This is a genomic window from Skermanella sp. TT6, assembly GCF_016653635.2.
Classification (GTDB): domain Bacteria; phylum Pseudomonadota; class Alphaproteobacteria; order Azospirillales; family Azospirillaceae; genus Skermanella; species Skermanella cutis.
This window is the reverse complement of record NZ_CP067420.1, coordinates 2,086,332-2,110,064: the sequence shown is the minus strand read 5'-3', so window position 1 is coordinate 2,110,064 and position 23,733 is coordinate 2,086,332. Positions and strand designations below refer to the sequence as shown.

Sequence of the window (23,733 nt, the reverse complement as noted above, 5' to 3'; positions counted from 1 at the left end):
CGACAGGCAGGGTACCGGTTGGTCCAGCCGACGGGTTCGTGCGATGGCATGCGCACGCACTCCTCCGCCAGGTTGCTTCCCGCCATGCGCTCCCGCCTGATCCGCCGTCACGACCAGTTCTTCAAACGGCTGCTCGAGCAGCCCGGCGCGGCGGGAGCGCTGCTCCGGGAGCGGCTTCCGCCCGAAATCGCGAAGCTGCTGGGTCCCGACGAGCCGGTTCTGGTGCCTGGCTCCTTCGTGGATCGGGAACTCCGCGAATACCGGACGGACCGGCTCTACCGGGTTCGCCTGCGGGACGGCCGAGAAGCGTATCTTTATGTCCTGATCGAGCATAAGTCCAACCCGGACCCGCGGATCGGACTTCAGCTCCTGGGCTACATGGCACAGGGTTGGCTATCCTGGGACAAGCGGGAGGGAAAGGCATCGGACGGCAGCCTGCGGCCGCTGCCGCTGCTGTTCCCTCTCGTGGTCTATCACGGCGCGGCGGAATGGGGCGTGCCTCTCACCTTCGCCGGAGGCCTCGATCCCGTCGATGAGACGATCCGGCCGTATGTCCTGGATTTCCGCTACTCCCTTGCCGACATCGGAAAGATCGACGACGCCGGCCTGTCACGGCAGAAGGTGCTCCGGATCGGATTGCTTCTGCTGAAGCATGGCAGCCGGGGCGGCGACTTGCGCCAGATCCTGATCAAGGTCGGACGCGCCGCGGCGGCCCTGAGCACCGATGACTTGATAGCCCTGTTACGATACATTCTTTCCGAGCCCAATGAGGTCGAGGCGGCGATGCTTCGGGACGTGCTGAGGGAAATCGTACCGGGTCAGGAGGCAAGGATCATGTCGATCGCAGCGGAGCAATTGAAAGCCGAAGGAATCGCTGAAGGGATCGCTGAAGGCATGGTTCGGGGCAAGGCGGAGGGCAAGGCCGAGATCCTGCTGCGGCTGCTGCGGCGACGGTTCGGCGAGATATCCGGGGCGACCCTGGACAGGGTTCGTGCCGCTTCGGACGAGGAATTGACGGCCTGGGCGGAGAACATTCTCGATGCGCCGAGCTTGGATGCGGTCTTCCATCCTTCCAGGGCGAACTGACCGCAGCCATGCCGCGGCGCGTCCGTCAGGCGAACCGGTAGATCGTGGTCGAACGGAAGGCTTTGCCGGGATCCAGGCGCGTCGACGGAAAATGGGGCTGGTTGGGAGAATCAGGGAAATGCTGGGTTTCCAGGCACAGGGCGTCGCCCTGGCGGTATAGCTTTCCGGCGGCCCCGGTCAGGGTGCCGTCAAGATAGTTGCCGCTGTAGAATTGGACGCCGGGTTCCGTCGTCAGCACCTCCATCATCCGCCCGGACCCCGGATCGCGAACGCGGGCCGCGAGCGTCAACTCACCGGGCGAGGACTTGTCCAGCACATAGTTGTGATCGTAGCCGCGGGTGATCGCCAGTTGCGGATGGCCGTCGCGCAGGCGGGCGCCGATCGCGGTCGGACGGGTGAAGTCGAACGGCGTTCCCGCCACCGGCTCGACGGCGCCGGTCGGGATCGAGGTCGGGTCCACCGGCGTGTAGTGCGAGGCGTTGAGATAGACCTCGTGCCCCTCGACGGTGCCGGAGCCCTCGCCCGCCAGGTTGAAGAAGCTGTGGTTGGTCAGGTTGACCACCGTCGCCCGGTCGGTGACCGCGTGATAGTCGATCCGCAGCGCGTTGTCGTCGCCCAGCGTGTAGGTGACGGTCACGTCGAGAGTGCCGGGATAGCCCTCCTCCCCGTCGGGGCTCCGGTATGACAGGGCGAGCGTTCCGTCACCGGCACGCTCGGCCCGCCAGATTCGGGTGTCGAAGCCGCCCGGGCCGCCATGCAGGGCGTTGGGGCCGTTGTTGGCGGCGAGCGTGAAATCCTCGCCGTCGAGGGTGAACCGACCCTTGGCGATCCGGTTGGCGTAGCGCCCGACGATGGCTCCGAAATAACGCCCGGGAGCGGCGTAGTCCTCCAGCCGGTCGAAGCCCAGCACGACGTTGGCGATGCTGCCCCCGGAGTCCGGAACGTGAAGCGCCTTGACGACCCCGCCATAGGTCAGGATCTCCACCGCCATTCCGCTGTCGTTCGCCAGCGTGTGGAGGTCGACGCCCTCGCCGAACGGTCGTTTCTCTTGCCTTGCCATGCCGAACCCCTACTCCGCCGGATCTATCAGGATCGCGCGGAAGTCGTTGACGTTGGTCAGGGTCGGCCCGGTGACGACCTGGTCGCCCAGCGCCTCGAAGAAGGTGTGGCCGTCGTTGTCGGCCAGCTTCGCCTTCGCATTGATGCCGCGCTCGGCGGCCCGGCGCAGGGTGTCGGGAGTGATGATGGCGCCGGCCACCTCCTCCGCCCCGTCGATGCCGTCGGTATCGCCGGCGATGCCCCAGATCCCCTTGGCGCCGTTGAGGGCGACGGCGGTGGAAAGCAGGAACTCGACGTTGCGCCCGCCCTTCCCTTCGCCCTTTACAGTCACCGTCGTCTCGCCGCCCGACAGCAGGACGCAAGGCGCCGGCAACGGGTGGCCATGGGTCGCGGCGGAGAGCGCGATGCCGGCCATGATCTTGCCGACATCCGTCGCTTCCCCTTCCAGCGCGTCGCCCAGCAGCAGCGGGGTCACGCCGGCCTTGCGGGCCACTTCGGCGGCGGCTTCGAGCGAGAACTGCGGCGTCGCGATCATCACGTTGGAGATATTGGCGAGGCGCGGGTCGCCGGGCTTGGGCGTCTCGTCCTCGCCCCGGTCCAGGTGGCGCTGGACCGCGTCCGAGGGCGTGATGTTGTAGCGCCGGAGCACGGCCCGGGCATCCTCGAACGTGGACGGGTCCGGCACCGTGGGACCGGAGGCGATGACCGAGGGATCGTCGCCGGGCACGTCGGAGATCAGCAGGCTGACCACCTTGGCGGGATGCGCCGCGGCGCCCAGCCGCCCGCCCTTGATCGCCGAGAGATGCTTGCGGACCGCGTTCATCTGCCCGATGTCGGCGCCCGAGGCGAGCAGCGCCTTGTTGACGGCCTGCTTGTCCTCCAGCGTCAGGCCCGGAGCCGGCAGGGCCAGAAGGGCCGACCCGCCGCCGGAGATCAGGAACAGCACCAGGTCGTCAGGCCCCGCCCCTTCCGCCAGTTCCAGCACGCGCGCGGCGGCGGCGTGGCCTGCCGCGTCGGGAACGGGGTGGGACGCCTCAACGATCTCGATATGACGACACGGCACGGCATGCCCGTAACGGGTGATCACCAGCCCTTCGACGGGTCCGGGCCAATGGTCCTCGACCGCCTTCGCCATGGCGGCGGAAGCCTTGCCGGCTCCCAGCACGATGGTGCGGCCCTTGGGCGGCGGCGGAAGATGCCGCGGCACGACCTTCTCCGGCAATGCCGCATCGACCGCGGCATCGAACATCGCCCTCAGCAGATCGCGCTGCCGTGTCGCCATGATGGGTGTTCCTTTCCCTCTGTGTCGCCCGTTCGGGCCGTTCTGGGGCGCTCTACTTGGCGCCGATCTCGTGGTTTGCCATAAGTTCGAGGGCCCGCACCAGTGCCGAATGATCCCAGGCCCCGCCGCCGTTGGCCGAACAGGTGTTGAACAGTTCCTGGCAGGTCGCGGTGTTCGGCAACGCCACCTTCAGTTCGCGGGCCCCCTGGAGCGCCAGGTTGAGGTCCTTCTGGTGCAGCTCGATGCGGAAACCCGGATCGAAGGTCCGCTTGATCATCCGCTCGCCGTGGACTTCCAGGATCTTGGAACTGGCGAAGCCGCCCATCAGGGCCTGCCGCACCTTGGCCGGGTCGGCTCCCGCCTTGGAGGCGAACAGCAACGCCTCGCCGACCGCCTCGATGGTCAGGGCCACGATGATCTGGTTGGCGACCTTGGTGGTCTGCCCGTCGCCGTTGCCGCCGACCAGGTTGATGTTCTTGCCCATCAGGTCGAGCAGCGGCTTGACCCTGTCGAACACGGACTGCTCGCCGCCGACCATGATGGTGAGCGTGCCGGCCTTGGCCCCGACCTCGCCGCCGGACACGGGCGCATCCAGGTAGTCGCAGCCCAGCTCGTTGATCCGGCGGGCGAAGTCCTTGGTCGCCATGGGCGCGATCGAGCTCATGTCGATCACCACCTTGCCGGCGGCAAGCCCCGAGGCGACGCCGTCGGTGCCGAACAGCGTTTCCTCCACGTCGGGAGTGTCGGGGACCATCAGGATGATGACGTCGGCCGCCTCGGCGACCGCGCGGCGGGTGTCGACCACCTTGGCTCCGCCCTGGACCAGTTCGTCCGGGATGGGCGAGCGGTGCTTGACCACGGTCAGCTCGTGGCCGGCCGACAGGATGTGCCCCGCCATGGGGCGGCCCATGATGCCGAGCCCGATGAAACCTACCTTCATGTCTCTTCTCCTTGGTTATCCGGTTGCGGGCCCGTTGCGGGCCAGTCCTCGGCCAGCATGATCCTCTCGACCCCCGCCAGATGCTCGCGCATCGCGTCGCGGGCGGCAGGACCGTCGCGGCGCCCCAGCGCGTCGAGGATCCGGGCATGCTCCGCCAGCGACGTCCGATGGTTCTCCGGCAGGCCGGTGCGCCGGCTCAACCCGTCGAAGATCGGCTCGCCGGATTCGCGCCACAGCCGGTCGACCATGGACGCCAGCACCGAGTTGCCGGTCGCCCTGGCGATCCGGGCATGGAAAAGGCGGTCGGCGGGCCGGACGTCCTGGCCGACATCGACCCCTTCCCGCATCCGGTCCAGCGCCTCCGCGATCGAGGCGAGATCGTCCGGCGTCGCGCAGGCGGCCGCGGCGGAAGCGATCTCCGGCTCGATCAGCAGGCGCGCGGCGATCAGGTCGAACGGGCTCGGGCCGATGTCGGGCGCCGAGAAGGGTGGCGATGCCTCCTGCGGGGCCTTGCGGACATAGGCGCCGGACCCGGTCCGCACCTCGACGAGGCCGGCGATCTCCAGCGCGATCATGGCTTCGCGCACCGTCGGGCGGCTGACGCCGAGCTGCCGCGCGAGGTCGCGTTCGGGGGGCAGCCGGTGACCCGGCGGGAATTCGCCCCGCCGGATCAGGTCGCCGAGTTGCCCGGCGACCTGCTGGTACAGCCGCTGCGTCTCTACGGTCTGGATGGGCACGCAAGGTCCTCCGGAGTCCGGCCGGGCGATACCGGCCGGCGGTCAGCGGTCGTCGGCCGACAACGGGCGGGGCCGGCGGTCCTGCGGAGTATAGTTCATCGGGGCGAGGCTGCCGCCCTGGTAACGCCGGCCGACCGCGTCGAGCGGGTTGGTCTTGGACAGGATCTCGGCGGCGTAGTCCTCCGCGTTCTGGCGGGGATGGTAGCCAAGCCGCTCGGCGCCCGAATTGTCCCAATAGGAACGCGTGTTGGCCGAGACGCCCCAGACCGCGAGATAGCCGATGTCCGGCGCCGTGACGCAGCGGACGATCAGTTCGATCATGTCCTCGTGTCCCAGCCAGGTGCTGAGATGGCGGAACTGGGTCGGCCGCTCCTCGGCGGAGCCGATCCGCAGGCTGATCCCCTCGATACCGTGCTTGTCCCAGTACATCCGGGTCATGGCTTCGCCCCAAACCTTGCTGAGGCCGTAGAAGCCGTCGGGCCGGTAGTCGCAATCGAGTTCCAGCTTCTCCTCGACCGGATGCATGCCCGTCGCGTGGTTAGAACTGGCGAAGACGATGCGCCGCACGCCGTGCCGGCGGGCACCCTCGTAGACCTCGTACAGGGCCCGTAGGTTGTTCTCGATGAGTTCGGGCAGAGGCTTCTCGTTGCTGGTGCCGGCCATGTGGACCAGCACGTCGGTGCCGGCGAGCAGCCGGTCCACCACCGCCGGATCGCGAAGGTCGCCGTGGCAGACCTCCTCCTCCGGCGAGATCGGCTCGAGCGGACGGGATCCGCCGGCCGAGCGGAGACCGAATCCCCGGGCCAGCAAGGCCGGACGCAGAACGCGCCCGATCGAGCCGCTACCCCCCGACAGGGCAATCTTCGTCATTGCGGCCGGCTTTCCGTGGCTGCGTGGCTTGAGAAGGCGTCCGATGACGACATCCGCATTTCCATCTCCCTGATGGCGGGCCCGTCTTGCTCCCGCGGGCGTTCGAATGCCGTTGAGTGTCGGACAAAGCGCTTCGGCCGTCAACCGGCTAAATGGCCGGGTGGCCTGACCAATTTTCCGAACCCGTGGTCAGGCCTTGCGTTCCTGCGCCAGCAGGTAGAGGCCCGAAGCGATGATGATCGCGGCGCCGGCGAAGGTCCAGGGCGACGGGACATGGCCGAAGACGAGGTAGCCCAGCGTGACCATGCCGATGATCTGCGCGTAGGTGAAGGGAGCCAGCACGGAGGCCGGGACATGACGATGGGCGAGGATGAGGAGGAAGTGTCCTGCCGCACCGAAGAAGCCGGCGCCGCCCAGCATCGCCCAAGTCGCGAGATCCGGCGGCGGAACCCACGCGGCATAAAGCCAGGGCAGCAGGGCGACCGTCGGGAAGGCCGCCATGACCAGCAGCATGCTGCCCGGCGATTCCGACTGGGCCAGCGACCGGGTCATGATGACGTACCCGGCGCTGGTCGCGGCGGATGCCAGCGACAGGAGCACGGCCCAATGCACTTCTGCGACGCCGGGACGGGTCACCACCAGGATCCCGGCGAATCCGACGGCGATGGCGGCCCAGCGCTTCGGCCCGACCGTTTCCTTGAGGAACAGGACGGACAGGATGGCGATGAACAGCGGTCCCAGGAACTGGATCGTCACCGTCTCGACCAGTTGCAGATAGCGCAGCGCCATGAAGTTGAGGCCGGTGCAGAGCGTCAGCAGGGCCGCGCGGCCGATCTGGGCGAAGGGCCGGTTGGTCCGCCACGCCGACCGGGAGCGCCACGGGTTCAGGAACACCATGGCCAGGACGAAATGGATCGCGTAGCGGAACCAGACGACCTCCACGGTCGGCACATGCCGGCTGCTCAGCTTGGCCAGCGTGTCGAGGAAACAGAACAAGGTCACCGCCGCGACGGCGAGGCCGATGCCCTGGAGCCGGCGGCTGCGCGCGACGGCGGCATCGACCGGGGCGTTATCGGCCAGCGTCTGGGCCTGGGCTTGCGTCACTGCTGTGGTCCGTTCTGCGCGATGCCGGGCAGGAGCAGCCCGGCGGGCGGGGAAGTACCACGCGCAGATAGCCCCTGCGCCGTAAGCTGGCAACTCACCTTATCGTCAGCGGAAAGTCAGCGGAGCGACCAGACGGCGGTCGGAGAGCCGGCGTTCTCGGTGCACAGGGGTAGCGCTTCCCCGTTCCGGTAGACGCGATAGCACTTGCCGGGATCTCCCGGGAGGAAGCGCGACGCCGGATCGAGGCCGGCGGGAATCCCGTCGGTCAGGAGCCACCGGTTGTCGGGCTGGAGGCAGATCGACGCCGGCTGCGTCCGGCAGTCTCCCTGGCCGGGCGCGCAGGCCCGATAGCTCACCGCGTAGCACAGGTCCTGGACCGGCGCGCTCTGGCCGCCGGCCTGGGCCGGCTGTTCCGGCGGGCCGCTCTGCCCGCTTCGGGGGGCGACGGCCGGCGCCTCCTCCCTGTCGTCAGTGGCACCGGTGCAGGTATAGCCGCTGGCTTCGAAATCCCGCTTCATCCTGGCTATGGCGTCGATGCAGACCTGGCCGGTCTCCCGCGCTTCCCACAAGGTCTGCGGCGGTTCGGCGTTACGGTAGTAACGTACGGAACACGGCGCCCCGCCCGGCTCGAAGACCCGGTCCATGCGCCGGGTCTGGTCCGTCAGGGTGCATATGTGGGTTTCGGTCTGCTCGGCCTTGACCGACGCCGGATCGATCAGCAGGCACAGGACGGCGGCCTGGAGCGTCGTAAGCAGCCTGATCGGCAGTCCACCGTCGGTTTTCTGGCGGTCCCGGATCAATGATCTCTCCCCTAGCCTTCCACGATACCGGACCTGTTAACACGTAGAGTCCGCTTTGTGGTCAAGAAGGGTGCGATCGGTCGCCGTGGGCCGGTCGCTCTTTCGGGCTAACGCGGATCGAATGCGCCGGGACCGCGGGCCTCGCGGCCCGCGGTCCCGATGGGACGAGGATCACTGGGACGGCTGGCTCGACCCGCTCGCCGGGGCCTCCCCCTCGGCGGCGGGCCTGGCGGCCGCGCGCAGCACCTCCGCCTGGTTGACCATCTGGTCGCGCAGGAGGCTGAGCTGCTTCTCGGCATCCAGGAAGACAGCTTTGGCCGCTTCGGCCTGACGGGTCGCTTCCTGCTGCTGCTGGCGCAACGCGTTGAGGGCTTCCGAACGCTGGGCCACCTCGTTGCCGATGGCGGCAAGGTTCTGGCTGGCGAGCGATACCGCTCCCTGGAGATCGGCGATCCGCCTTTCGCTCTGGGCGATCTCCTCATTCAGCCGGTCGCGCTGGGCCGTAAGATTGGCGAGCTGGCCTTCGATCTCCTTCGAGGCGGCCTCGGTCCTGGCGACCTGATCTTCCAGGGCTTCCCGGGTGCCGACCGCGGCTTCCATGGCGGCCATGTCGGCGACGACGCGTTCCTTTTCGGCCTGGACCCTTTCGATGTCCCGGCCGAGTTCCGCGACCTTGGCCTGGGCGAGGTCACGCGCCCAGGCGACGCCGCCGATCCTCTGGACAAGCTCGTTGCGTTCGGCCAGCAAGTTGGCGCGCAGGTCTTCCAGCCGGGCGACCTCGTCGACCAACGGCAACAGCTCGTCGCGCTGGCTGGTGAGCGTCGCCATCCGCCTCTGCAGCTGCGCGAGGTCGGCCTCTCCGACATCGCGCGCCCACGTGACGGCGCCGAGCCTCTGGACGATGCCGTTCCGCTCGTTCAGCATCATCGACCGCTCGACCTGGACATCGGCGAGTTCGTCGTTGAGGCTGGCGACCTGGGCGGTCAGCGGCTGCAGCTGGTCGCGCTCGCCGGTAACGGCGGCAAGCTGTTCCTGGGTGGTGGTCAACTGGCCCCGGGCGGTGGTGAGCTGCCCCTGAACGTCGCCGAGCTGCGACTGAAGACCGGCGACTTCCGCTCTCAGGTTATCGGCCTGATTACTGTAGGTATTGGCCCTGGTCCAGCCGGTCACCGCCAGGATCAGGGCGATGGCCGTCGCACCGCCGAGCAGGTAAATCGTCCGCCGATTGACCCAGCCGGGCTCCCGGGCGGCGCTATCCGTATTGGTGTTTTGCGTTCCGCTCGGGGCGGCCGACCCCGTGGGCTCGGCCTCTGGTCCATTGTGAGCCACGCTCGCCTCCCTGTGCTCTCTATTTCGTCTCGATGTTTTGGCTAGAGGGCCATAGGTGCGCATGACAAGTCAATAACCGGGTGAGTACTATCGGGTTTCTCCAGGGACTACGACTTTCGCTCCAGCTTGAAGCCCGCACGCCGTATTGATGGTGGTGAAACCGCTTTCTCGTCTTGGGTAACTACATATTCACGTGACGAGGGGAGCCGATCGTCCGGCTCCCCTTTTTCATGACGACTGCGCAATCAGTGCGAGATCATCCAAGGACGTTTGGACGGGAACGTCTTGGCGCCGTCCCGCGTATACACGGCGCTGCCCTTGCCGCCGGAGCAGCAGGAGCAGCCCGGACCATGGGCCATCGCATGACCTGCCGCCCGGTCCGACTTCTTCGACAGCTTCGGCGCGTGGGCGCTCCGCTCGTTGGTTTCGAAGGCGGTCCGGCGCGCCGGGTCCATGCCGCCGATGTTGGGGAAGGACAGGTAGGCCCGGGGCGCCGGCGCTCCGCAATCGGGGCAGCCGCACGGCTCCGCCGACCGCGCCATGGGCCGCAGCGCCGTGAAGGCGCCGCAGCTTTCGCACATGTAGTCGTAGACCGGCATGGTGCTGCTCCTCAAAGGTCCGGGGTGAGCGGCACGTCGACCGAGCCGTCCAGCATCTTCTTCGGTCCGTCCGAGCCGGGATTGATGTCGAACTCGAACACCCCGGTCGGCAGCCACAGGGTGGCGCAGGCGTTGGGAATGTCGACGACGCCGCTGATGTGACCCTGGACCGGCGCCGTGCCGAGAACCGCGTAGGCCTGGGCGCGGGTGAAGCCGAACTTGGTCAGGTACTCGATCGCGTTCAGGCAGGCCTGGCGGTAAGCCACGTGGACGTCGAGATAGTGCTGGACGCCGCCCTCGTCGACCGAGATCCCCTCGAAGATCAGGTAGTCGTCGTAGGTCGGCTTGATCGGGCTGGGCTTGAAGATCGGGTTCTTGATCCCGAACTTCGCCATGCCTCCCTTGATCAGCCCGACCTTCAGATGGATCCAGCCGGCCATCTCGATGGCGCCGCAGAAGGTGATCTCGCCGTCGCCCTGGCTGAAATGCAGGTCGCCCATGGACAGCCCGGCCCCTGGCACATAGACCGGGAAGAAGACCCTGGCGCCGCGCGACAGGTCCTTGATGTCGCAATTTCCGCCATGCTCGCGCGGCGGCACGGTGCGCGCGCCCTCGGCTCCCGCCGCCTTCGCGTCGTCTCCCTTCATGCGGCCCATGTGGGCGGTCGGGCCGTAGGGCAGCGTGGCGAGCGCCGGCACCCGCTCGGGATCGGTGTCGAACAGAGCCTTCTCGCGGGTGTTCCAGGTCTGGAGCATGTCGCGGGACGGCAGGCAGCCGATCAGGCCCGGATGGATCAGGCCGGGGAAGCGAACGCCCGGCACGTGGCGCGACTTGGTGAACATGCCCTCGAAGTCCCAGATCGACTTCTGCGCCTCGGGGAAATGCTCGGTCAGGAAGCCGCCGCCGTTCTTTTTGGAGAAGAAGCCGTTGAATCCCCACTGGCTGGCCGGGAAGGCACCGATATCCAGGAAGTCCACCACCAGCAGGTCGCCCGGTTCCGCCCCTTCCACGCCGATCGGGCCGGACAGGAAATGGACCTGGGTCAGGTCGACGTCGCGCACGTCGGCGGCGCTGTCGTCGTTCTTGATCTGGCCGCCGGTCCAGTCGAAGCACTCGACGATGAAGTCGTCGCCGGGCTTCACCGTGGCCACCATCGGGATATCCGGGTGCCAGCGGTTATGGATCATGTCGTTGTCGTAGGGGGAAGAGCCCAGGTCGATCTTGATGATTGTTTCCGCCATGTCAGCACTCCTTCTCGATGGGTTGTTTGTCTTGAGGGCGAAAGGAATTCCGGTATTCAGACCGACAGGTATCGGGCGACCTGCGCCTCGTCGATTCCGGCCCTCGGCTGGTCCTGGACGATGTCGCCGTTCTCCAGCACGAGGACGCGGTCGGCGATGTCGAGCGCGAAGCTCAGCACCTGCTCCGACACGACGATGCTGAGGCCGCGCTCGTCGCGGATGCGCTTCAGGGTGCGGGCCATGTCGCGGATGATGGAGGGCTGGATGCCCTCGGTCGGCTCGTCCAGGAGAAGCACCTTGGGCCGGCTGGCGAGCGCGCGGGCGATGGCGAGCTGCTGCTGCTGGCCGCCGGACAGGTTGCCGCCGCGGCGGCCCCTCATCTCCAGCAGCACGGGAAACAGCTCGTAGATGTCGGGCGGGACCCTGCTCTCGCCCGACACCGTCAGGCCGGTCTCGATGTTCTCCTGCACCGTCATGGTGGAGAAGATCATGCGACCCTGCGGCACGAACCCGACGCCCTTGGCCACGCGCTGGTGGCTCTTCAGGTGGGTGATGTCGGCGCCGCCGACCGCGACCGAGCCGCTGCGGGTCGGCACGATCCCCATCAGGGACTTCATCAGCGTGGTCTTGCCCATGCCGTTGCGGCCCATGATCGCGACGATCTCGCCGGGAGCGACCATGAAGTCCAGGCCGTGGAGAACCTCGCTCTGGCCATAAGCCACGTGAAGGTTGGAGACGTTGAGCATTTCCGGCGTTCCCCCTCAATGGCCAAGGTAGACTTCGACGACACGCGGATCATTCTTCACGTGGCCCATTGATCCTTCGGACAGGACCTTTCCCTGATGCAGGACCGTGACGCGGTGGGCGATGTCCTCGACGAACTTCATGTCGTGCTCGATCACGATCACCGCGCGGTCCTTGATGATCCGGTTGAGCAGGTCCGCCGTCTTGACCCGCTCGGCGACGCTCATGCCGGCCACCGGCTCGTCGAGCATCAGGAGCTTGGGGTCCTGGATCAGGAGCATGCCGATCTCCAGCCACTGCTTCTGCCCGTGGCTCAGATGTTCCGCCCGCTGGTCCAGATGGTCGGCCAGGAAGATGGTTTCCGCGATCTCGTCGATGCGGTCGCGCACCGCGGCGTCCCGCTTGAAGGCGAGCGCGCCGAACACGGAGTGGCCGCGGGGATAGGAGATCTCCAGGTTCTCGAAGACGCTGAGATCCTCGTAGATCGACGGGTTCTGGAACTTGCGGCCGATCCCCTCGGCCACGATCCGGTCCTCGCGCAGCCGGGAAATCTCCTTACTCTTGAACTTGATCGACCCCCCGGTGGCGCGGGTCCGGCCGCAGATCAGGTCGAGCACCGTGGTCTTGCCGGCCCCGTTGGGGCCGATGATCACGCGGATCTCGTTCTCCTCCACATAGAAGGACAGGTTCTCGACGGCCTTGAAGCCGTCGAACGACACGGTCAGGCCTTCGACCGAGAGGAGGAAGCTGGTCTCGTTCGCCATGGTTCAGGTCCTCCGCTCGGCGGCGGCGGCAGGCGGGGCGATCGGGCGGGCGCCGGCGCGGAACGCGGCCCAGCGGTCGAACAGCGGCTGGACATGGACCTGCCAGAGGCCGGCAAGGCCGTTGGGGAACGCCATGACGACGCCGATGAACAGGGCGCCCATCGCGAACAGCCACAGTTCCGGGAAGCTCTCCGAGAAGATCGTCTTGGCGTAGTTGACGAACAGCGTGCCGTAGACGGCGCCGAACAGCGACAGCCGGCCCCCGACGGCGCAGTAGATCACCATCTCGATCGACGGCACGATGCCGACGAAGGACGGCGACATGAATCCGACCTGGAGCGTGAACATCGCCCCGCCGACCGCTGCCAGGACGGAGGCGAAGCAGAAGATGAAGATCTTGAAGTTGGAGACGTCGTAGCCGGAGAAGCGGACCCGGTCCTCCTTGTCGCGGATCGCCACCAGGATGCGGCCGTACTTGGAGCGTCGGACGAACTGAGCCAGGAGCAGGCAGCCGAGAAGCAGGGCGACGGTGACGAAATACAGCACCTCCTTCGCGAAGTCGGTGCGGATGTCCCAGCCTTTCAGCGTGCGCAGGTCGGTGATGCCGTTGATGCCGCCGGTATAACCCTGCTGCCCGATGATCAGGATCGTCAGGATCGCGGCGATGGCCTGGGTGATGATCGCGAAATAGACCCCGCCGACGCGCCGCTTGAACATCGCGACGCCGATGATCCAGGCGAAGGCGGCCGGCACCACCAGGATCGCGACGACGGTCAGGGTCAGGCTGTGGAACGGCTGCCAGAAGAAGGGCAGTTCGGTGATCTGGTTCCAGTCCATGAAGTCGGGGATGCCGGGCGTGGACTGGATCGCCGTCGCCTCCGGGCTGGAGGCTTCGAGCTTAAGGAACATCGCCATGCAGTAGCCGCCGAGCCCGAAGAAGATCCCCTGCCCCAGGCTGAGGATGCCGGCGTTGCCCCAGCACAGCACCAGCCCCAGCGCCACGAAGGCGTAGGTCAGGTATTTGCCGACCAGGTTCAGCCGGAAGCTGTCGAGAGCCATGGGGAAGACGACCAGCAGCAGGGCCGCCAGAACGACCAGGAAGAAGACTTCGTTGCGCCTGAGAAAGATATTGCCGCTTCTCATGGATGGTCCCTCATCGCCTTACCTTGAGGACGAACAGGCCCTGGGGCCGCAGCATGAGAATTCCGACGACCGTCAGCAGCGTCAGCACCTTCGCCATCGAGCCGCTGAGGAAGAATTCCATGGTGGACTGGGCCTGGGAGATCACGAAGGCCGACGCGATGGTGCCGAGCAGGCTTTGGGCGCCGCCGAACACCACCACCAGGAAGGTGTCGACGATGTAGAGCTGACCGGAAGTCGGACCGGTCGAGCCGACCATGGTGAAGGCGCTTCCGGCGACCCCGGCGATGCCGCAGCCGATGCCGAAGGTGTAGCGGTCGACCTTCTCGGTATCGATGCCGACCGCGCCGGCCATGACCCGGTTCTGCATGACGGCCCGGACCTGCTTGCCCCAGCGCGAGCGGTACATCAGCACGCCGACCGCGATCGTGATCATCAGGGTCAGCGCCATGACGAACAGCCCGTTGATCGGCACCTCGATCACGTCGGTCACCGGCAGCGAGCCGATCAGCCACTGCGGCAGTTCAACGCCGACCTCCCGGGCGCCGAAGACGGAGCGGTAGAACTGCTGGAGGATCAGGCTGAGGCCCCAGGTCGCCAGCAGCGTATCGAGCGGCCGGCGATAGAGGTGCCGGATCATCGCCCATTCCACCAGCATCCCCAACGCCCCCGCCCCGACGAAGGCGAGCGCCATGGCGACGAAGAAATAGACGCTGAACAGGGCCGGGATATGGTTGAGGAAGAAATTCGACGTGAAATAGGTGATGTAGGCTCCCAGGATCAGAAATTCCCCGTGCGCCATGTTGATGACGCCCATCTGCCCGAAGATGATCGCGAGCCCGAGGGCCATCAGCACGAAAACGGAAAACAGGATCAGACCGGCGAATCCCTGCATGGCGAAAATGGAGCCGAGTTCGGCCAGCGTGTAGCCTTCGAACATGGATCGCTCTCCTGACGAATGGTGCTCCCGCACGGTCGGAGGGTGCGCGTCCCGCGCACCGGAGGCGGCGGGGACGCCGCCCCTCCGAACGCGCCTTCAGGTCACTGGTAGCCCTTGGGGAAGGGATCCGGCTCCATCAGGTCGGCGGTCTCGTAGATCACCTCGTACTGGCCGTCGGCCTTGGCCTTCCCGACGCGGGTCTTGCTCCACAGGTGATGGTTCTCGTGGATCCGGACATAGCCTTCGGGCGCCTGCGGGAACTCGATCCCCGGCGAGGCCGCGGCGACCTTGTCCACGTCGAAGCTGCCGGCTTTCTCCACCGTCAGCTTCCACAGCCACGGCCCCAGATAGGCGGCCTGGGTCACGTCGCCGATCACGATGTTCTCGCCCCACATCTTCTTGAAGGCTTCCACGAAGGCCTTGTTGTTAGGGTTGTCGAGCGACTGGAAGTACTTCATGCAGGCATAGGCGCCGGCGATGTTCTCGCCGCCGATGCCGAGGATCTCGTCCTCGGTGACCGAGATGGTGACCAGCGTCTGCTTGGACAGGTCGATGCCGGCCGCCTTGAGCTGCTTGTAGAAGGCGACGTTGGAGCCGCCGACGATGATCGCGTAGATCACGTCCGGCTTGGTCAGCTTGATCTTGTTGATGACAGAGTTGAACTGGGTATGCCCGAGCGGGAAATACTCCTCGCCGACGACCTTCAGGCTGTTCTTCTCGATATGCTTGCGGGCGATCTTGTTGGAGGTGCGCGGCCAAATATAGTCGGAGCCCAGCAGATAGAAGCTCTTGGCCTGCTTCTCCTTCACCACCCAGTCGATGCCGGCCAGGATCTGCTGGGTCGCTTCCTGCCCGGTATAGATGACGTTCTTCGACTGCTCCAGCCCCTCGTAGAAAGTGGGATAGTAGAGCATGCCGTTGTATTGCTCGAATACCGGCAGCACCGCCTTGCGCGATGCCGACGTCCAGCAGCCGAAAACGGCGGCGGCCTTATCGTTGACCAGCAGCTTCTTGGCCTTTTCCGCGAAGTTGGGCCAGTCACTGGCGCCGTCCTCCTGGATGAACTCGATCTTGCGGCCGAGAACGCCGCCCATCTCGTTGATCTGCGCGATCGCCAGCTTCTCCGCCTGGACCGATCCGGTCTCGCTGATCGCCATGGTGCCGGTGACGGAATGGAGGATGCCGACCCGCACGGTGCTGTCCGTCACCGCGAGGCCCGTCGTGTTGACCGCCGAGGTGGCAGGCGCCTGGGCATAGGCGGGCCTGGAGAGCAGCCCCGGCAGCAGCGTCGCCGCGGGGAGCGCCGCCATGCCGAGCAGAAGCTTGCGGCGCAGGGTGGATTCGGGACCGTTCGATTCCGGGCCGGTCGGGAAATGGTCGGAAGACATGCAACCTCCTTGTGCTTATCGGCGTCAGGCAGGCGCAAAGGTTCCGGTCGATGCCGCGATGCAGCAATACGGCAATTGACGTATATGCTAGTATTCAGGCGTCGGGCTAGCGTGACCGACACCCATCGCTTCGGGGGCTTTTCACTCTGACGGCAGATCGAGGACGGATGGCGGCGCTTCAGAAAATCGTCAGGGTCCGGCGCACCTACAATCAGTGGGTCGCCAACCAGACCCTGGAGGATTTCGCGCTGCGCTTCACCGCCAAGGGTGCGCGCCGCTGGTCGGCGCTGCGGGTCGCCAACACCGCGCTCGGCGCGATCTCGTTCCTGGCGCTGGAGGCGATCGGCGGGACGGTGACGCTGAACTACGGCTTCACCAACGCGATGGCGGCGATCCTGGCCGTGGGCCTGCTGATCTTCATCACGGCGGTGCCGATCAGCTACTATGCCGCCCGCTACGGGGTGGACATCGACCTGCTGACCCGGGGCGCCGGGTTCGGCTATATCGGCTCGACCATCACGTCGCTGATCTACGCTTCCTTCACCTTCATTTTCTTCGCGATCGAGGCCGCGATCATGGCCCTGGCGCTGGAGATGGGGTTCGGCATCCCCCTGTCGGCCGGCTACCTGATCAGCTCCCTGGTGGTCATCCCGCTGGTGACCCACGGCATCACCTTCATCAGCCGGTTCCAACTCTGGACCCAGCCGGTCTGGGTGGTGCTGCACGTGCTGCCCTTCGTCTTCATCGCGATCCACCAGTCCAACGGGTTGCGGGAATGGACCGGATACTCCGGGCTGGTCGGGGCGCCGGACGGATCGTTCGACCTGCTGCTGTTCGGGGCGGCGTCGGGCGTGATCTTCGCGCTGATCGCCCAGATCGGCGAGCAGGTCGATTTCCTGCGCTTCATGCCTGTGAGGCGCAGGGGCAACCGCGTCGCCTGGTGGACTTCCCTGCTGTCGGCCGGGCCGGGCTGGATCGTGCTGGGCATGATCAAGCTGGCGGCGGGGTCGTTCCTGGCGGTGCTGGCGGTCGGCCAGGGCATGTCCGTCGAGCAGGCGGCGGAACCGACGCGGATGTATCTGGTGGCGTTCGGCCACATGTTCACCAGCGCCGACATGGCGCTGTTCGCGATGGTGGCTTTCGTGGTCGTGTCGCAGATCAAGATCAACGTCACCAACTCCTATGCCGGCTCCATCGCCTGGTCGAACTTCTTCTCCCGCCTGACCCACAGCCATCCGGGACGGGTGATCTGGCTGGTGTTCAACGTCGCGATCGCCTTCCTGCTGATGGCGGTCGGGATCTACAAGGCTCTGGAGCAGATCCTGGGCCTTTACTCGGTGGTCGCGGTCTCGTGGGTCGGAGCCATCGTCGCCGACCTGCTGATCAACAAGCCGCTGAAGCTGAGCCCGCCGATCATCGAGTTCAAGCGGGCGCACCTGTACGACATCAACCCGGTCGGCGTCGGCTCGATGCTGCTGGGAGTCCTGGCCTCCGCCCTCGCCTTCACCGGGCTGCTGGGTGCCACGGTGCAGGCGCTGGCTCCCTTCGTGGCTCTGGCGGTACCGTTCGCCGCGGCCCCCCTGATCGCATGGGCCACGGGCGGGAAATATTACATCGCGCGCTCCTCGGCGGGACTGCTGCCGGCAACGCCGACGATCCGATGCGTGATCTGCGAACATATGTTCGAGCGGGAGGACATGGCGTTCTGCCCCGCCTACTCGGGAGCCATCTGCTCCCTGTGCTGCTCGCTGGACGCCCGCTGCCACGATGTCTGCAAGCCGCAATCGCGCATGCCGGAGCAAGTGCTGGGCTGGCTGAGGCTGGCCCTGCCGGAGCGGATGGTCGATCGCGTCAACTCCCGCCTGGGCCACTATCTGGGCCTGCTGGCGCTGTTCGGGCTGATCATCGGCCTGATCCTGACGGTGATCTATCATCAGGCGGTGCTCAACGACGACGCCCACCGCGACACCATCGCCGGCATCTTCTGGAACCTGTTCTTCATCCTGATGATCATCACCGGGGTTGCGACCTGGCTGTTCGTGCTGGCCCAGGAAAGCCGCAAGGTCGCCCAGGAGGAGACAGTGCGCCAGACCAACCTGCTGATGCAGGAGATCGAGGCGCACGAGCGGACCGACGCGGAGCTCCAGAAGGCCAAGGAGGTCGCCGAGGCGGCGAATCTCGCCAAGAGCCGCTACGTCGTCGGCATGAGCCACGAGCTGCGCTCGCCGCTGAACGCGATCTTCGGCTATGCCCAGCTTCTGGAGGCCGACCAGACCATCCCGCCGCGCCGGCGCGACGCCATCAAGGTGATCCGGCGAAGCTCCGAGCACCTGTCGAGCCTGATCGAGGGGCTGCTCGACATCTCGAAGATCGAGGCCGGCCGGCTGCGGCTGAACCGGGACGAGGTCCATCTGGTCGAGTTCCTGAACCAGATCGTCGACATGTTCAGGCTCCAGGCGACGGCGAAGGGAATCGAATTCGTGTTCGACCGGCCCGACACGCTGCCGCTGGTGGTCCATACCGATGCCAAGCGCCTGCGCCAGATCCTGATCAACCTGCTGTCCAACGCCATCAAGTTCACGCCCGGCGGCTTCATCGCGCTCCGCATCCGCTATCGCAGCCAGGTCGCCGACATCGAGGTGGAGGACAGCGGCATCGGAATCCTGCCCGACGACCTGGGCCGCATCTTCGAGCCGTTCGTGCGCGGCCAGCAGGCCGGCGCGCGGATGACGCCCGGCACGGGGTTGGGGCTGACCATCACCAAGCTGCTGACCGAGATCATGGGCGGCGAGATCTCCGTCAGCAGCGCCGCCGGCAAGGGCAGCGTGTTCCGGGTCAAGCTGCTGCTGTCGGAAGTGCGGCGGCCCGGCCGGCTGGCCCCCGTCGCGCGAAACATAACCGGCTATGCCGGGCCGCGCCGGACGGTGCTGGTCGCGGACGACGATCCCGACCACCGGGACCTGGTCACCGACATCCTGGGGCCGTTGGGATTCATCGTCTTCACGGTTACGGACGGCGCGGCCTGCGTGGCCTCGGCCCGGGAGATCCAGCCCGACCTGGTGCTGATGGACATCTCCATGCCCGGGATCAACGGGCGCGACGCCGCCCGGCTGCTGCGGCGGTCCGGCGAGGCGAAAGCGCGGATCATCATGATTTCCGCCAATGCCGCCGAAGGACGGGCGGAGCCGGGGGCCGAGGAGGACGGCGGCACCGCCCATGACGGCTATCTGGAAAAGCCGATCACGATCCCGGCGCTGCTCGACGCGATCCGGGCCGTGCTGGGGCTGGACTGGGTCCACGACGCCTCGGTCGAGCCGGCCGAGCCGACGCGGGCCGGCTTTCCGCCGGACACGGTGCCCGGGCGGGGGCACCTGGACGACCTGCGGCAGCTCGGCCGGATCGGCTATGTGCGCGGGATCAAGACCAAGCTCGACGAGATCGAGGTGAAAAGCCCCGAGTGCGGGCCGTTCGTAAGCCACATGAAGTCGCTGGTGAACGACCTCGCGCTCGACGATTACATGCGGACCTTGGAGGCGCTCGATGGTCATGCTGGATAGGCTGAAGGCACGCGACATCGTGCTGGTCGTCGATGATTCCCCGGAAACGCTCGGCATGCTGACCGACGCGCTGGAAGAGGCCGAAGTGACGGTGCTGGTGGCGCTCGAAGGAGCCAAGGCGCTGGCGCTGGTCGACGAGATCACGCCCGACGTGATCCTGATGGACGCGATCATGCCGGGAATGAACGGCTTCGAGACCTGCAAGCGGCTGAAGGACAAAAAGAACGTCGCCCATGTGCCGGTCATCTTCATGACCGGCCTGACCGAGACCGAGCACATCGTCGCGGGCTTCGAGGCAGGCGGCGTCGATTACGTCACCAAGCCGATCGTGCCGGACGAGCTGATCGTGCGGATGCACGCCCATCTGGCGAATGCGCGTCTGGCCCAGAGCGCCCGCAGCGCGCTGGACGCCACCGGCAGGTTCCTGCTGGCCGCCAGCAAGGCCGGCGAGGTGCTGTGGTGCACCCCGCAGGCGAGCATCCTGCTGGCCCCGCTGCTGGACGCGGCCGCCGGTGACGGCGGACGCCTGCCTTCCGCCGTCAGGAGTTGGCTCGCGGAGCGCGACGGTTCCGGGTCCGACGGGCGGACGGACAGCGTCGCCGTGACGTGCGGCGACGAGGGGCACCGGATCCAGTTCACCTATGTCGGCCGCGCCGGCCCCGACGAGTTCCTGCTGAGGCTGGTCAACAACCGGAGCTGCACCGAGGAGGCCCTGCTGAAGGAACGGCTCTGCCTGACCGCGCGGGAGTCGGAGGTGCTGCTGTGGATCGCCCGCGGCAAATCCAACCGCGACATCAGCGAGATCCTGGGCATGAGCGCCCGCACGGTCAACAAGCATCTGGAGCAGATCTACGCCAAGCTGGGCGTGGAGAACCGCGCCTCGGCGGCGGTGGTCGCGATCCGGACGGTGGGATTGACCTGAGGGAACTCCGCGCCGATCCCCGACAACATTTCGTCTTTCCAAGTGTTGAGTCCATGTCGCCATGCCCGACGCCGGTTCCGGCAGACGGGAGGGCGCCTCTACAACCATCCGCATCGGGAGGAAAACATGGCGGACGACAAGGGCAACACCGGAGCTGCCGCGACCGGCAGGGGGACCCAGCAGGCCGAGAACGCGCTTCGCCAAGGGGCCGACCAGCTTCGCAACCAGATGGGCAACATGGCCGACGTGGCGGGAATGTCGGCGAAGGTTTCCCAGGAGATGATCCAGCGCTCCGGCCAGAACTTCGAGATGATGAAGCGGATCGCCGAGACCATGACCTCGGGCGCCCGCAGCGCGGCCGCCGAGTGCGCGGAGTATGCCAAGCATTCGGCCAAGCGGCAGTCGGAAATGATGCAGCAGCTCGCGTCGGCGCGCAGCCCGAACGATGTCCTGGACATCCAGAACCGTTATCTTCAGGACAATCTGAAGGAGCTCCTGAGCTTCAGCGAGCGCCTGTCCCGCCTGTCGGCGGACAAGGCCAAGGAAGCCAGCGAACGGTTGGACAACAAGGGCTGATTGGCCGTTGTCCGTTCAAAGTGATACAAGCGCAAATCTCCGGGCCGTTCATTGGAGCGGTCCGGAGCGGCATCAGCAGGTCGAGCCGCGGAACGCCTTCAGGCGGGTGACCCCAGCGTCCAGATAACATACCGCATCGAAGAAGATGCCCAGGTTCTCCTGGTTGCAGTGCCGCCTTTTCACCAGATAAAGCAGTTCGGTCTCCAGATCCTGAAGCGCTTTGGCAGTGATATGGGGATTTCGATGAGTCCCCATGAAGCTGGACAGATGATCCTGACTTATGTTGAGGTTCAGAAGCTGCAAGACAGTGTGTATCGCCGCTTTTTCTTGCAAGGTATGCGCTTCGGGCGGATCCTCATCAAGCCCATGTAATTGAAGATGGACGATACGCCTCTGGCAGAGCCTGAACAAGAGCACTCCCGCCACTTTGCCTTCCGATACGCCGTTCTGCAGCTTCCGGCGCGTCTGCAGGAACTCCAAATCGGTTTCACACTCTCGCAATGCGGCGATGAACTCCGCCTTTGAGATGCTGATCAGGGACCGCTTGCTTGGGTCGGTAGCGGCCAACATATAGCACGAAAATTCGGTCACAAGGTATAGAATATTATTTTTATCGAACATAATAATACCATAGCACGAGCGAAGCTTGAACAAACAGAATCACTCTACAAATCGAATCTTTTCATACGCCCTGCTCTTTCGTCCATTGTCGGCTTATCTGCCGCCTCAATCAATTGGTTGAAGCCTTCCGGGGTAGTCGCCATTCCGCTATTTCCGCCTTGCGGAACGCTCGGAGCCCCCTCTTTGACGCCCATGGCTACTTGATGCGCGAAACGCCTGGATCAAGTCCCCAGGCGTGGTGTAGGAGCGCCCGTTCCGGGGCAGGCCCGCAGGGAGGCGTAGCCGACCGGAGGGCCTGCCCCGGAACGGGCGGTCATCGTGGTTCTCGGGTAAAGTCTGGTCACCACAACACATACCTGATCCAAGGTGACCACGATGACCGACGAGATGATGACGCTTCGCTCGATGCTTGAAAAGGGCACAGATGCGGATGTGCTGCGTGAGATGATCGGCTTTGCCGCCCAGCGGCTGATGGAGATGGAGGTTCAGGCGGTGACCGGCGCCGGTCACGGTGAGCGCTCGGCTGACCGCCTCGCACAGCGCAATGGCTACCGGGATCGCGACTGGGAAACCAGAGCCGGCACGGTGGAACTGCGCATCCCCAAGCTGCGCAAGGGCAGCTATTTTCCAGGATTTCTGGAGCCGCGCCGGATGGCCGAGAAGGCGCTGACGGCGGTGATCCAGGAGGCCTACATCCAGGGCGTTTCGACCCGCGGGGTGGACGATCTGGTCAAAGCCATGGGCACGAGCGGCATCTCCAAGAGCCAGGTCAGCCGCCTGTGCGAAGAGATCGACGACCGGGTCAAGACGTTCCTGAACCGTCCGATCGAAGGCGACTGGCCTTACCTCTGGATCGATGCGACCTACGTCAAGGTGCGCCAGCAGGGACGCATCGTGTCTGTCGCCGTGACCGTCGCGGTGGCGGTCAACACCGATGGCCGGCGCGAGGTGCTGGGCATGGACATCGGCGCATCGGAGGCCGAAACCTTCTGGCTCGAATTCCTGCGCAAGCTCAAGCGTCGCGGTCTCGCCGGCGTCAAGCTGGTGATTTCCGACGCCCATGAAGGCATCAAGGCCGCTGTCCAGCGCGTGTTCCAGGCGACATGGCAGCGCTGCCGGGTGCATTTTATGCGCAACGCCATGGCGCATGCTGGCAAGCAGGGCAAGCGCCTCTTCGCCGCGTTCATCGCCACCGCCTTCGCCCAGGACACCGCCGAGGCCGCCAAAGTCCAGTGGCGCCAAGTCGCCGATCAGATCCGCGCCAAAGTTCCCAAGCTGGCAGCCCTCCTGGACGAGGCGGAAACCGACGTGCTGGCCTACATGACGTTCCCAAAGGAACATCGGGTCAAGATACACTCGACAAACCCGATCGAGCGCCTGAATGGCGAGATCAAGCGCCGGACCGACGTTGTCGGCATCTTTCCGAACGAGGACGCCATTACTCGCCTCATCGGCGCTATTCTCCTGGAGCAGAACGATGAATGGGCCGTCCAGCGCGCCCGCTACATGACACTGGAAACTATCGCTCCACTCGGCGATGATAGCCCCATCATGCTGCCCGCCGCAGGGGCATGAGCAACCCGGCCAGACTGCTGGGAACCAGGATGATTGGTGACGCCAATCCTACACCACGTCTGGGGACACGATCAAACGCCTGAGTATTTCTTCGTCTTCAAGTTCGGCAAGTGTCGGCATTAAAAAACTCCTAATTGAAAAATCCACCAGCTTAAGACATCTTTTTAGCATGCTTTTGACGGACTTCAATCACGATTTCACCCCAGTGATTATAATGAAATGTAACGCCAGTCACTTTGAAACTAATGAATACCGTCGTCGTCAAGACTGAATGCCTGTGTGTTCAGTCACCCAAAGGCGTTGAAATATGCAATGACCTGCACATTCCAAACTATCATCCACAAGATATAGGAATACATCGGCCTGTCCGCCTGCCATGCAGCTCAAGCGTCATATGCCCTCGGTGCGATCTCCTTCACACCGAAAGTCAAACTCCTGTGGGCCGGTTTACAGGGTCCG

At 65.6% G+C, this 23,733-nt stretch carries 21 protein-coding genes; 5 read left to right on the top strand and 16 right to left on the bottom strand.

Annotated elements, in window-relative coordinates:
- Positions 1 to 84: 84 nt before the first annotated feature.
- Complete coding sequence (locus tag IGS68_RS09945; protein WP_201079477.1) at positions 85 to 1,086, top strand: Rpn family recombination-promoting nuclease/putative transposase; 1,002 nt, start codon at positions 85 to 87, stop codon at positions 1,084 to 1,086.
- Positions 1,087 to 1,111: 25 nt separating this feature from the next.
- On the opposite strand, the gene IGS68_RS09940 is transcribed toward IGS68_RS09945, so the two are convergent.
- The 15 genes from IGS68_RS09940 to urtA all read right to left on the bottom strand — a co-directional run bounded on the left by IGS68_RS09940 (position 1,112) and on the right by urtA (position 16,023).
- Positions 1,112 to 2,146: an aldose epimerase family protein gene (locus IGS68_RS09940; protein WP_201079475.1), complete on the bottom strand. Its 1,035-nt coding sequence runs from the start codon at positions 2,144 to 2,146 to the stop codon at positions 1,112 to 1,114.
- Between the two features lie 9 nt (positions 2,147 to 2,155).
- Positions 2,156 to 3,427 carry a glycerate kinase type-2 family protein gene (locus tag IGS68_RS09935; protein ID WP_201079473.1) on the bottom strand — a complete coding sequence of 424 codons (1,272 nt, stop codon included), beginning with the start codon at positions 3,425 to 3,427 and terminating at the stop codon, positions 2,156 to 2,158.
- 52 nt (positions 3,428 to 3,479) lie between these two features.
- Positions 3,480 to 4,367, bottom strand: a complete 888-nt coding sequence (gene glxR, locus IGS68_RS09930) for a 2-hydroxy-3-oxopropionate reductase (protein WP_201079470.1) — start codon at positions 4,365 to 4,367, stop codon at positions 3,480 to 3,482.
- Complete coding sequence (locus tag IGS68_RS09925; protein WP_201079468.1) at positions 4,364 to 5,104, bottom strand: FadR/GntR family transcriptional regulator; 741 nt, start codon at positions 5,102 to 5,104, stop codon at positions 4,364 to 4,366. The genes glxR and IGS68_RS09925 overlap by 4 nt, the downstream gene beginning before the upstream one ends.
- Positions 5,105 to 5,146: 42 nt before the next feature.
- Positions 5,147 to 5,974 (bottom strand): NAD-dependent epimerase/dehydratase family protein, encoded by an 828-nt coding sequence (locus tag IGS68_RS09920; RefSeq protein ID WP_201079466.1) that lies wholly within the window; start codon positions 5,972 to 5,974, stop codon positions 5,147 to 5,149.
- Positions 5,975 to 6,163: 189 nt separating this feature from the next.
- On the bottom strand, positions 6,164 to 7,078 hold the full coding sequence (locus tag IGS68_RS09915; RefSeq protein WP_201079464.1) for a DMT family transporter: 915 nt from the start codon (positions 7,076 to 7,078) through the stop codon (positions 6,164 to 6,166).
- A gap of 116 nt (positions 7,079 to 7,194) precedes the next feature.
- Complete coding sequence (locus IGS68_RS09910) at positions 7,195 to 7,878, bottom strand: hypothetical protein (RefSeq protein WP_201079462.1); 684 nt, start codon at positions 7,876 to 7,878, stop codon at positions 7,195 to 7,197.
- Between the two features lie 171 nt (positions 7,879 to 8,049).
- The gene (locus tag IGS68_RS09905; protein WP_201079460.1) at positions 8,050 to 9,207 is read right to left on the bottom strand and encodes a hypothetical protein; all 1,158 of its coding nucleotides are present in this window, start codon (positions 9,205 to 9,207) and stop codon (positions 8,050 to 8,052) included.
- Between the two features lie 245 nt (positions 9,208 to 9,452).
- A complete protein-coding gene (locus IGS68_RS09900; RefSeq protein WP_201079458.1) occupies positions 9,453 to 9,806 on the bottom strand; it encodes an FmdB family zinc ribbon protein in 354 nt (117 codons plus the stop codon).
- 11 nt (positions 9,807 to 9,817) lie between these two features.
- Positions 9,818 to 11,047 carry a formamidase gene (fmdA, locus tag IGS68_RS09895; RefSeq protein WP_201079457.1) on the bottom strand — a complete coding sequence of 410 codons (1,230 nt, stop codon included), beginning with the start codon at positions 11,045 to 11,047 and terminating at the stop codon, positions 9,818 to 9,820.
- A 56-nt stretch (positions 11,048 to 11,103) separates the two neighbouring features.
- On the bottom strand, positions 11,104 to 11,793 hold the full coding sequence (urtE, locus tag IGS68_RS09890) for an urea ABC transporter ATP-binding subunit UrtE (protein WP_201079455.1): 690 nt from the start codon (positions 11,791 to 11,793) through the stop codon (positions 11,104 to 11,106).
- 15 nt (positions 11,794 to 11,808) lie between these two features.
- Positions 11,809 to 12,555, bottom strand: coding sequence for an urea ABC transporter ATP-binding protein UrtD (gene urtD, locus IGS68_RS09885; RefSeq protein WP_201079453.1), 747 nt, complete (start codon positions 12,553 to 12,555; stop codon positions 11,809 to 11,811).
- A gap of 3 nt (positions 12,556 to 12,558) precedes the next feature.
- On the bottom strand, positions 12,559 to 13,698 hold the full coding sequence (gene urtC / locus IGS68_RS09880; RefSeq protein WP_201079451.1) for an urea ABC transporter permease subunit UrtC: 1,140 nt from the start codon (positions 13,696 to 13,698) through the stop codon (positions 12,559 to 12,561).
- Between the two features lie 10 nt (positions 13,699 to 13,708).
- A complete protein-coding gene (gene urtB / locus IGS68_RS09875; RefSeq protein ID WP_201079449.1) occupies positions 13,709 to 14,635 on the bottom strand; it encodes an urea ABC transporter permease subunit UrtB in 927 nt (308 codons plus the stop codon).
- A gap of 101 nt (positions 14,636 to 14,736) precedes the next feature.
- Positions 14,737 to 16,023 (bottom strand): urea ABC transporter substrate-binding protein, encoded by a 1,287-nt coding sequence (gene urtA, locus IGS68_RS09870; protein WP_201079447.1) that lies wholly within the window; start codon positions 16,021 to 16,023, stop codon positions 14,737 to 14,739.
- Between the two features lie 167 nt (positions 16,024 to 16,190).
- On the opposite strand from urtA, the gene IGS68_RS09865 reads away from it, so the two are divergent.
- From IGS68_RS09865 to IGS68_RS09855, 3 genes are all read left to right on the top strand, one after another.
- Entirely contained in the window at positions 16,191 to 19,580 is a 3,390-nt protein-coding gene (locus IGS68_RS09865) for a hybrid sensor histidine kinase/response regulator (protein WP_201079445.1), read from the top strand.
- On the top strand, positions 19,564 to 20,502 hold the full coding sequence (locus IGS68_RS09860; protein WP_201079443.1) for a response regulator transcription factor: 939 nt from the start codon (positions 19,564 to 19,566) through the stop codon (positions 20,500 to 20,502). Before IGS68_RS09865 ends, IGS68_RS09860 begins: the two co-directional genes overlap by 17 nt.
- 126 nt (positions 20,503 to 20,628) lie before the next feature.
- Positions 20,629 to 21,078 carry a phasin family protein gene (locus IGS68_RS09855; protein WP_201079441.1) on the top strand — a complete coding sequence of 150 codons (450 nt, stop codon included), beginning with the start codon at positions 20,629 to 20,631 and terminating at the stop codon, positions 21,076 to 21,078.
- Positions 21,079 to 21,150: 72 nt separating this feature from the next.
- Here IGS68_RS09855 and IGS68_RS09850 read toward each other — a convergent pair whose 3' ends face one another.
- Positions 21,151 to 21,699, bottom strand: a complete 549-nt coding sequence (locus IGS68_RS09850) for a hypothetical protein (protein WP_201079439.1) — start codon at positions 21,697 to 21,699, stop codon at positions 21,151 to 21,153.
- A 375-nt stretch (positions 21,700 to 22,074) separates the two neighbouring features.
- Here IGS68_RS09850 and IGS68_RS09845 point away from each other — a divergent pair, with 375 nt between their 5' ends.
- Positions 22,075 to 23,274 (top strand): IS256 family transposase, encoded by a 1,200-nt coding sequence (locus IGS68_RS09845; RefSeq protein ID WP_201070895.1) that lies wholly within the window; start codon positions 22,075 to 22,077, stop codon positions 23,272 to 23,274.
- Positions 23,275 to 23,733: the final 459 nt, after the last annotated feature.

Coding starts and splice junctions, on each gene's coding strand:
- IGS68_RS09945 (WP_201079477.1), top strand. CDS start 85: ATGCGCTCCCGCCTGATCCGCCGTCACGACCAGTTCTTCAAACGGCTG.
- IGS68_RS09940 (WP_201079475.1), bottom strand. CDS start 2,146: ATGGCAAGGCAAGAGAAACGACCGTTCGGCGAGGGCGTCGACCTCCAC.
- IGS68_RS09935 (WP_201079473.1), bottom strand. CDS start 3,427: ATGGCGACACGGCAGCGCGATCTGCTGAGGGCGATGTTCGATGCCGCG.
- glxR (WP_201079470.1), bottom strand. CDS start 4,367: ATGAAGGTAGGTTTCATCGGGCTCGGCATCATGGGCCGCCCCATGGCG.
- IGS68_RS09920 (WP_201079466.1), bottom strand. CDS start 5,974: ATGACGAAGATTGCCCTGTCGGGGGGTAGCGGCTCGATCGGGCGCGTT.
- IGS68_RS09900 (WP_201079458.1), bottom strand. CDS start 9,806: ATGCCGGTCTACGACTACATGTGCGAAAGCTGCGGCGCCTTCACGGCG.
- fmdA (WP_201079457.1), bottom strand. CDS start 11,047: ATGGCGGAAACAATCATCAAGATCGACCTGGGCTCTTCCCCCTACGAC.
- urtE (WP_201079455.1), bottom strand. CDS start 11,793: ATGCTCAACGTCTCCAACCTTCACGTGGCTTATGGCCAGAGCGAGGTT.
- urtD (WP_201079453.1), bottom strand. CDS start 12,555: ATGGCGAACGAGACCAGCTTCCTCCTCTCGGTCGAAGGCCTGACCGTG.
- urtC (WP_201079451.1), bottom strand. CDS start 13,698: ATGAGAAGCGGCAATATCTTTCTCAGGCGCAACGAAGTCTTCTTCCTG.
- urtB (WP_201079449.1), bottom strand. CDS start 14,635: ATGTTCGAAGGCTACACGCTGGCCGAACTCGGCTCCATTTTCGCCATG.
- urtA (WP_201079447.1), bottom strand. CDS start 16,023: ATGTCTTCCGACCATTTCCCGACCGGCCCGGAATCGAACGGTCCCGAA.
- IGS68_RS09865 (WP_201079445.1), top strand. CDS start 16,191: ATGGCGGCGCTTCAGAAAATCGTCAGGGTCCGGCGCACCTACAATCAG.
- IGS68_RS09860 (WP_201079443.1), top strand. CDS start 19,564: ATGGTCATGCTGGATAGGCTGAAGGCACGCGACATCGTGCTGGTCGTC.
- IGS68_RS09855 (WP_201079441.1), top strand. CDS start 20,629: ATGGCGGACGACAAGGGCAACACCGGAGCTGCCGCGACCGGCAGGGGG.
- IGS68_RS09850 (WP_201079439.1), bottom strand. CDS start 21,699: ATGTTCGATAAAAATAATATTCTATACCTTGTGACCGAATTTTCGTGC.
- IGS68_RS09845 (WP_201070895.1), top strand. CDS start 22,075: ATGACCGACGAGATGATGACGCTTCGCTCGATGCTTGAAAAGGGCACA.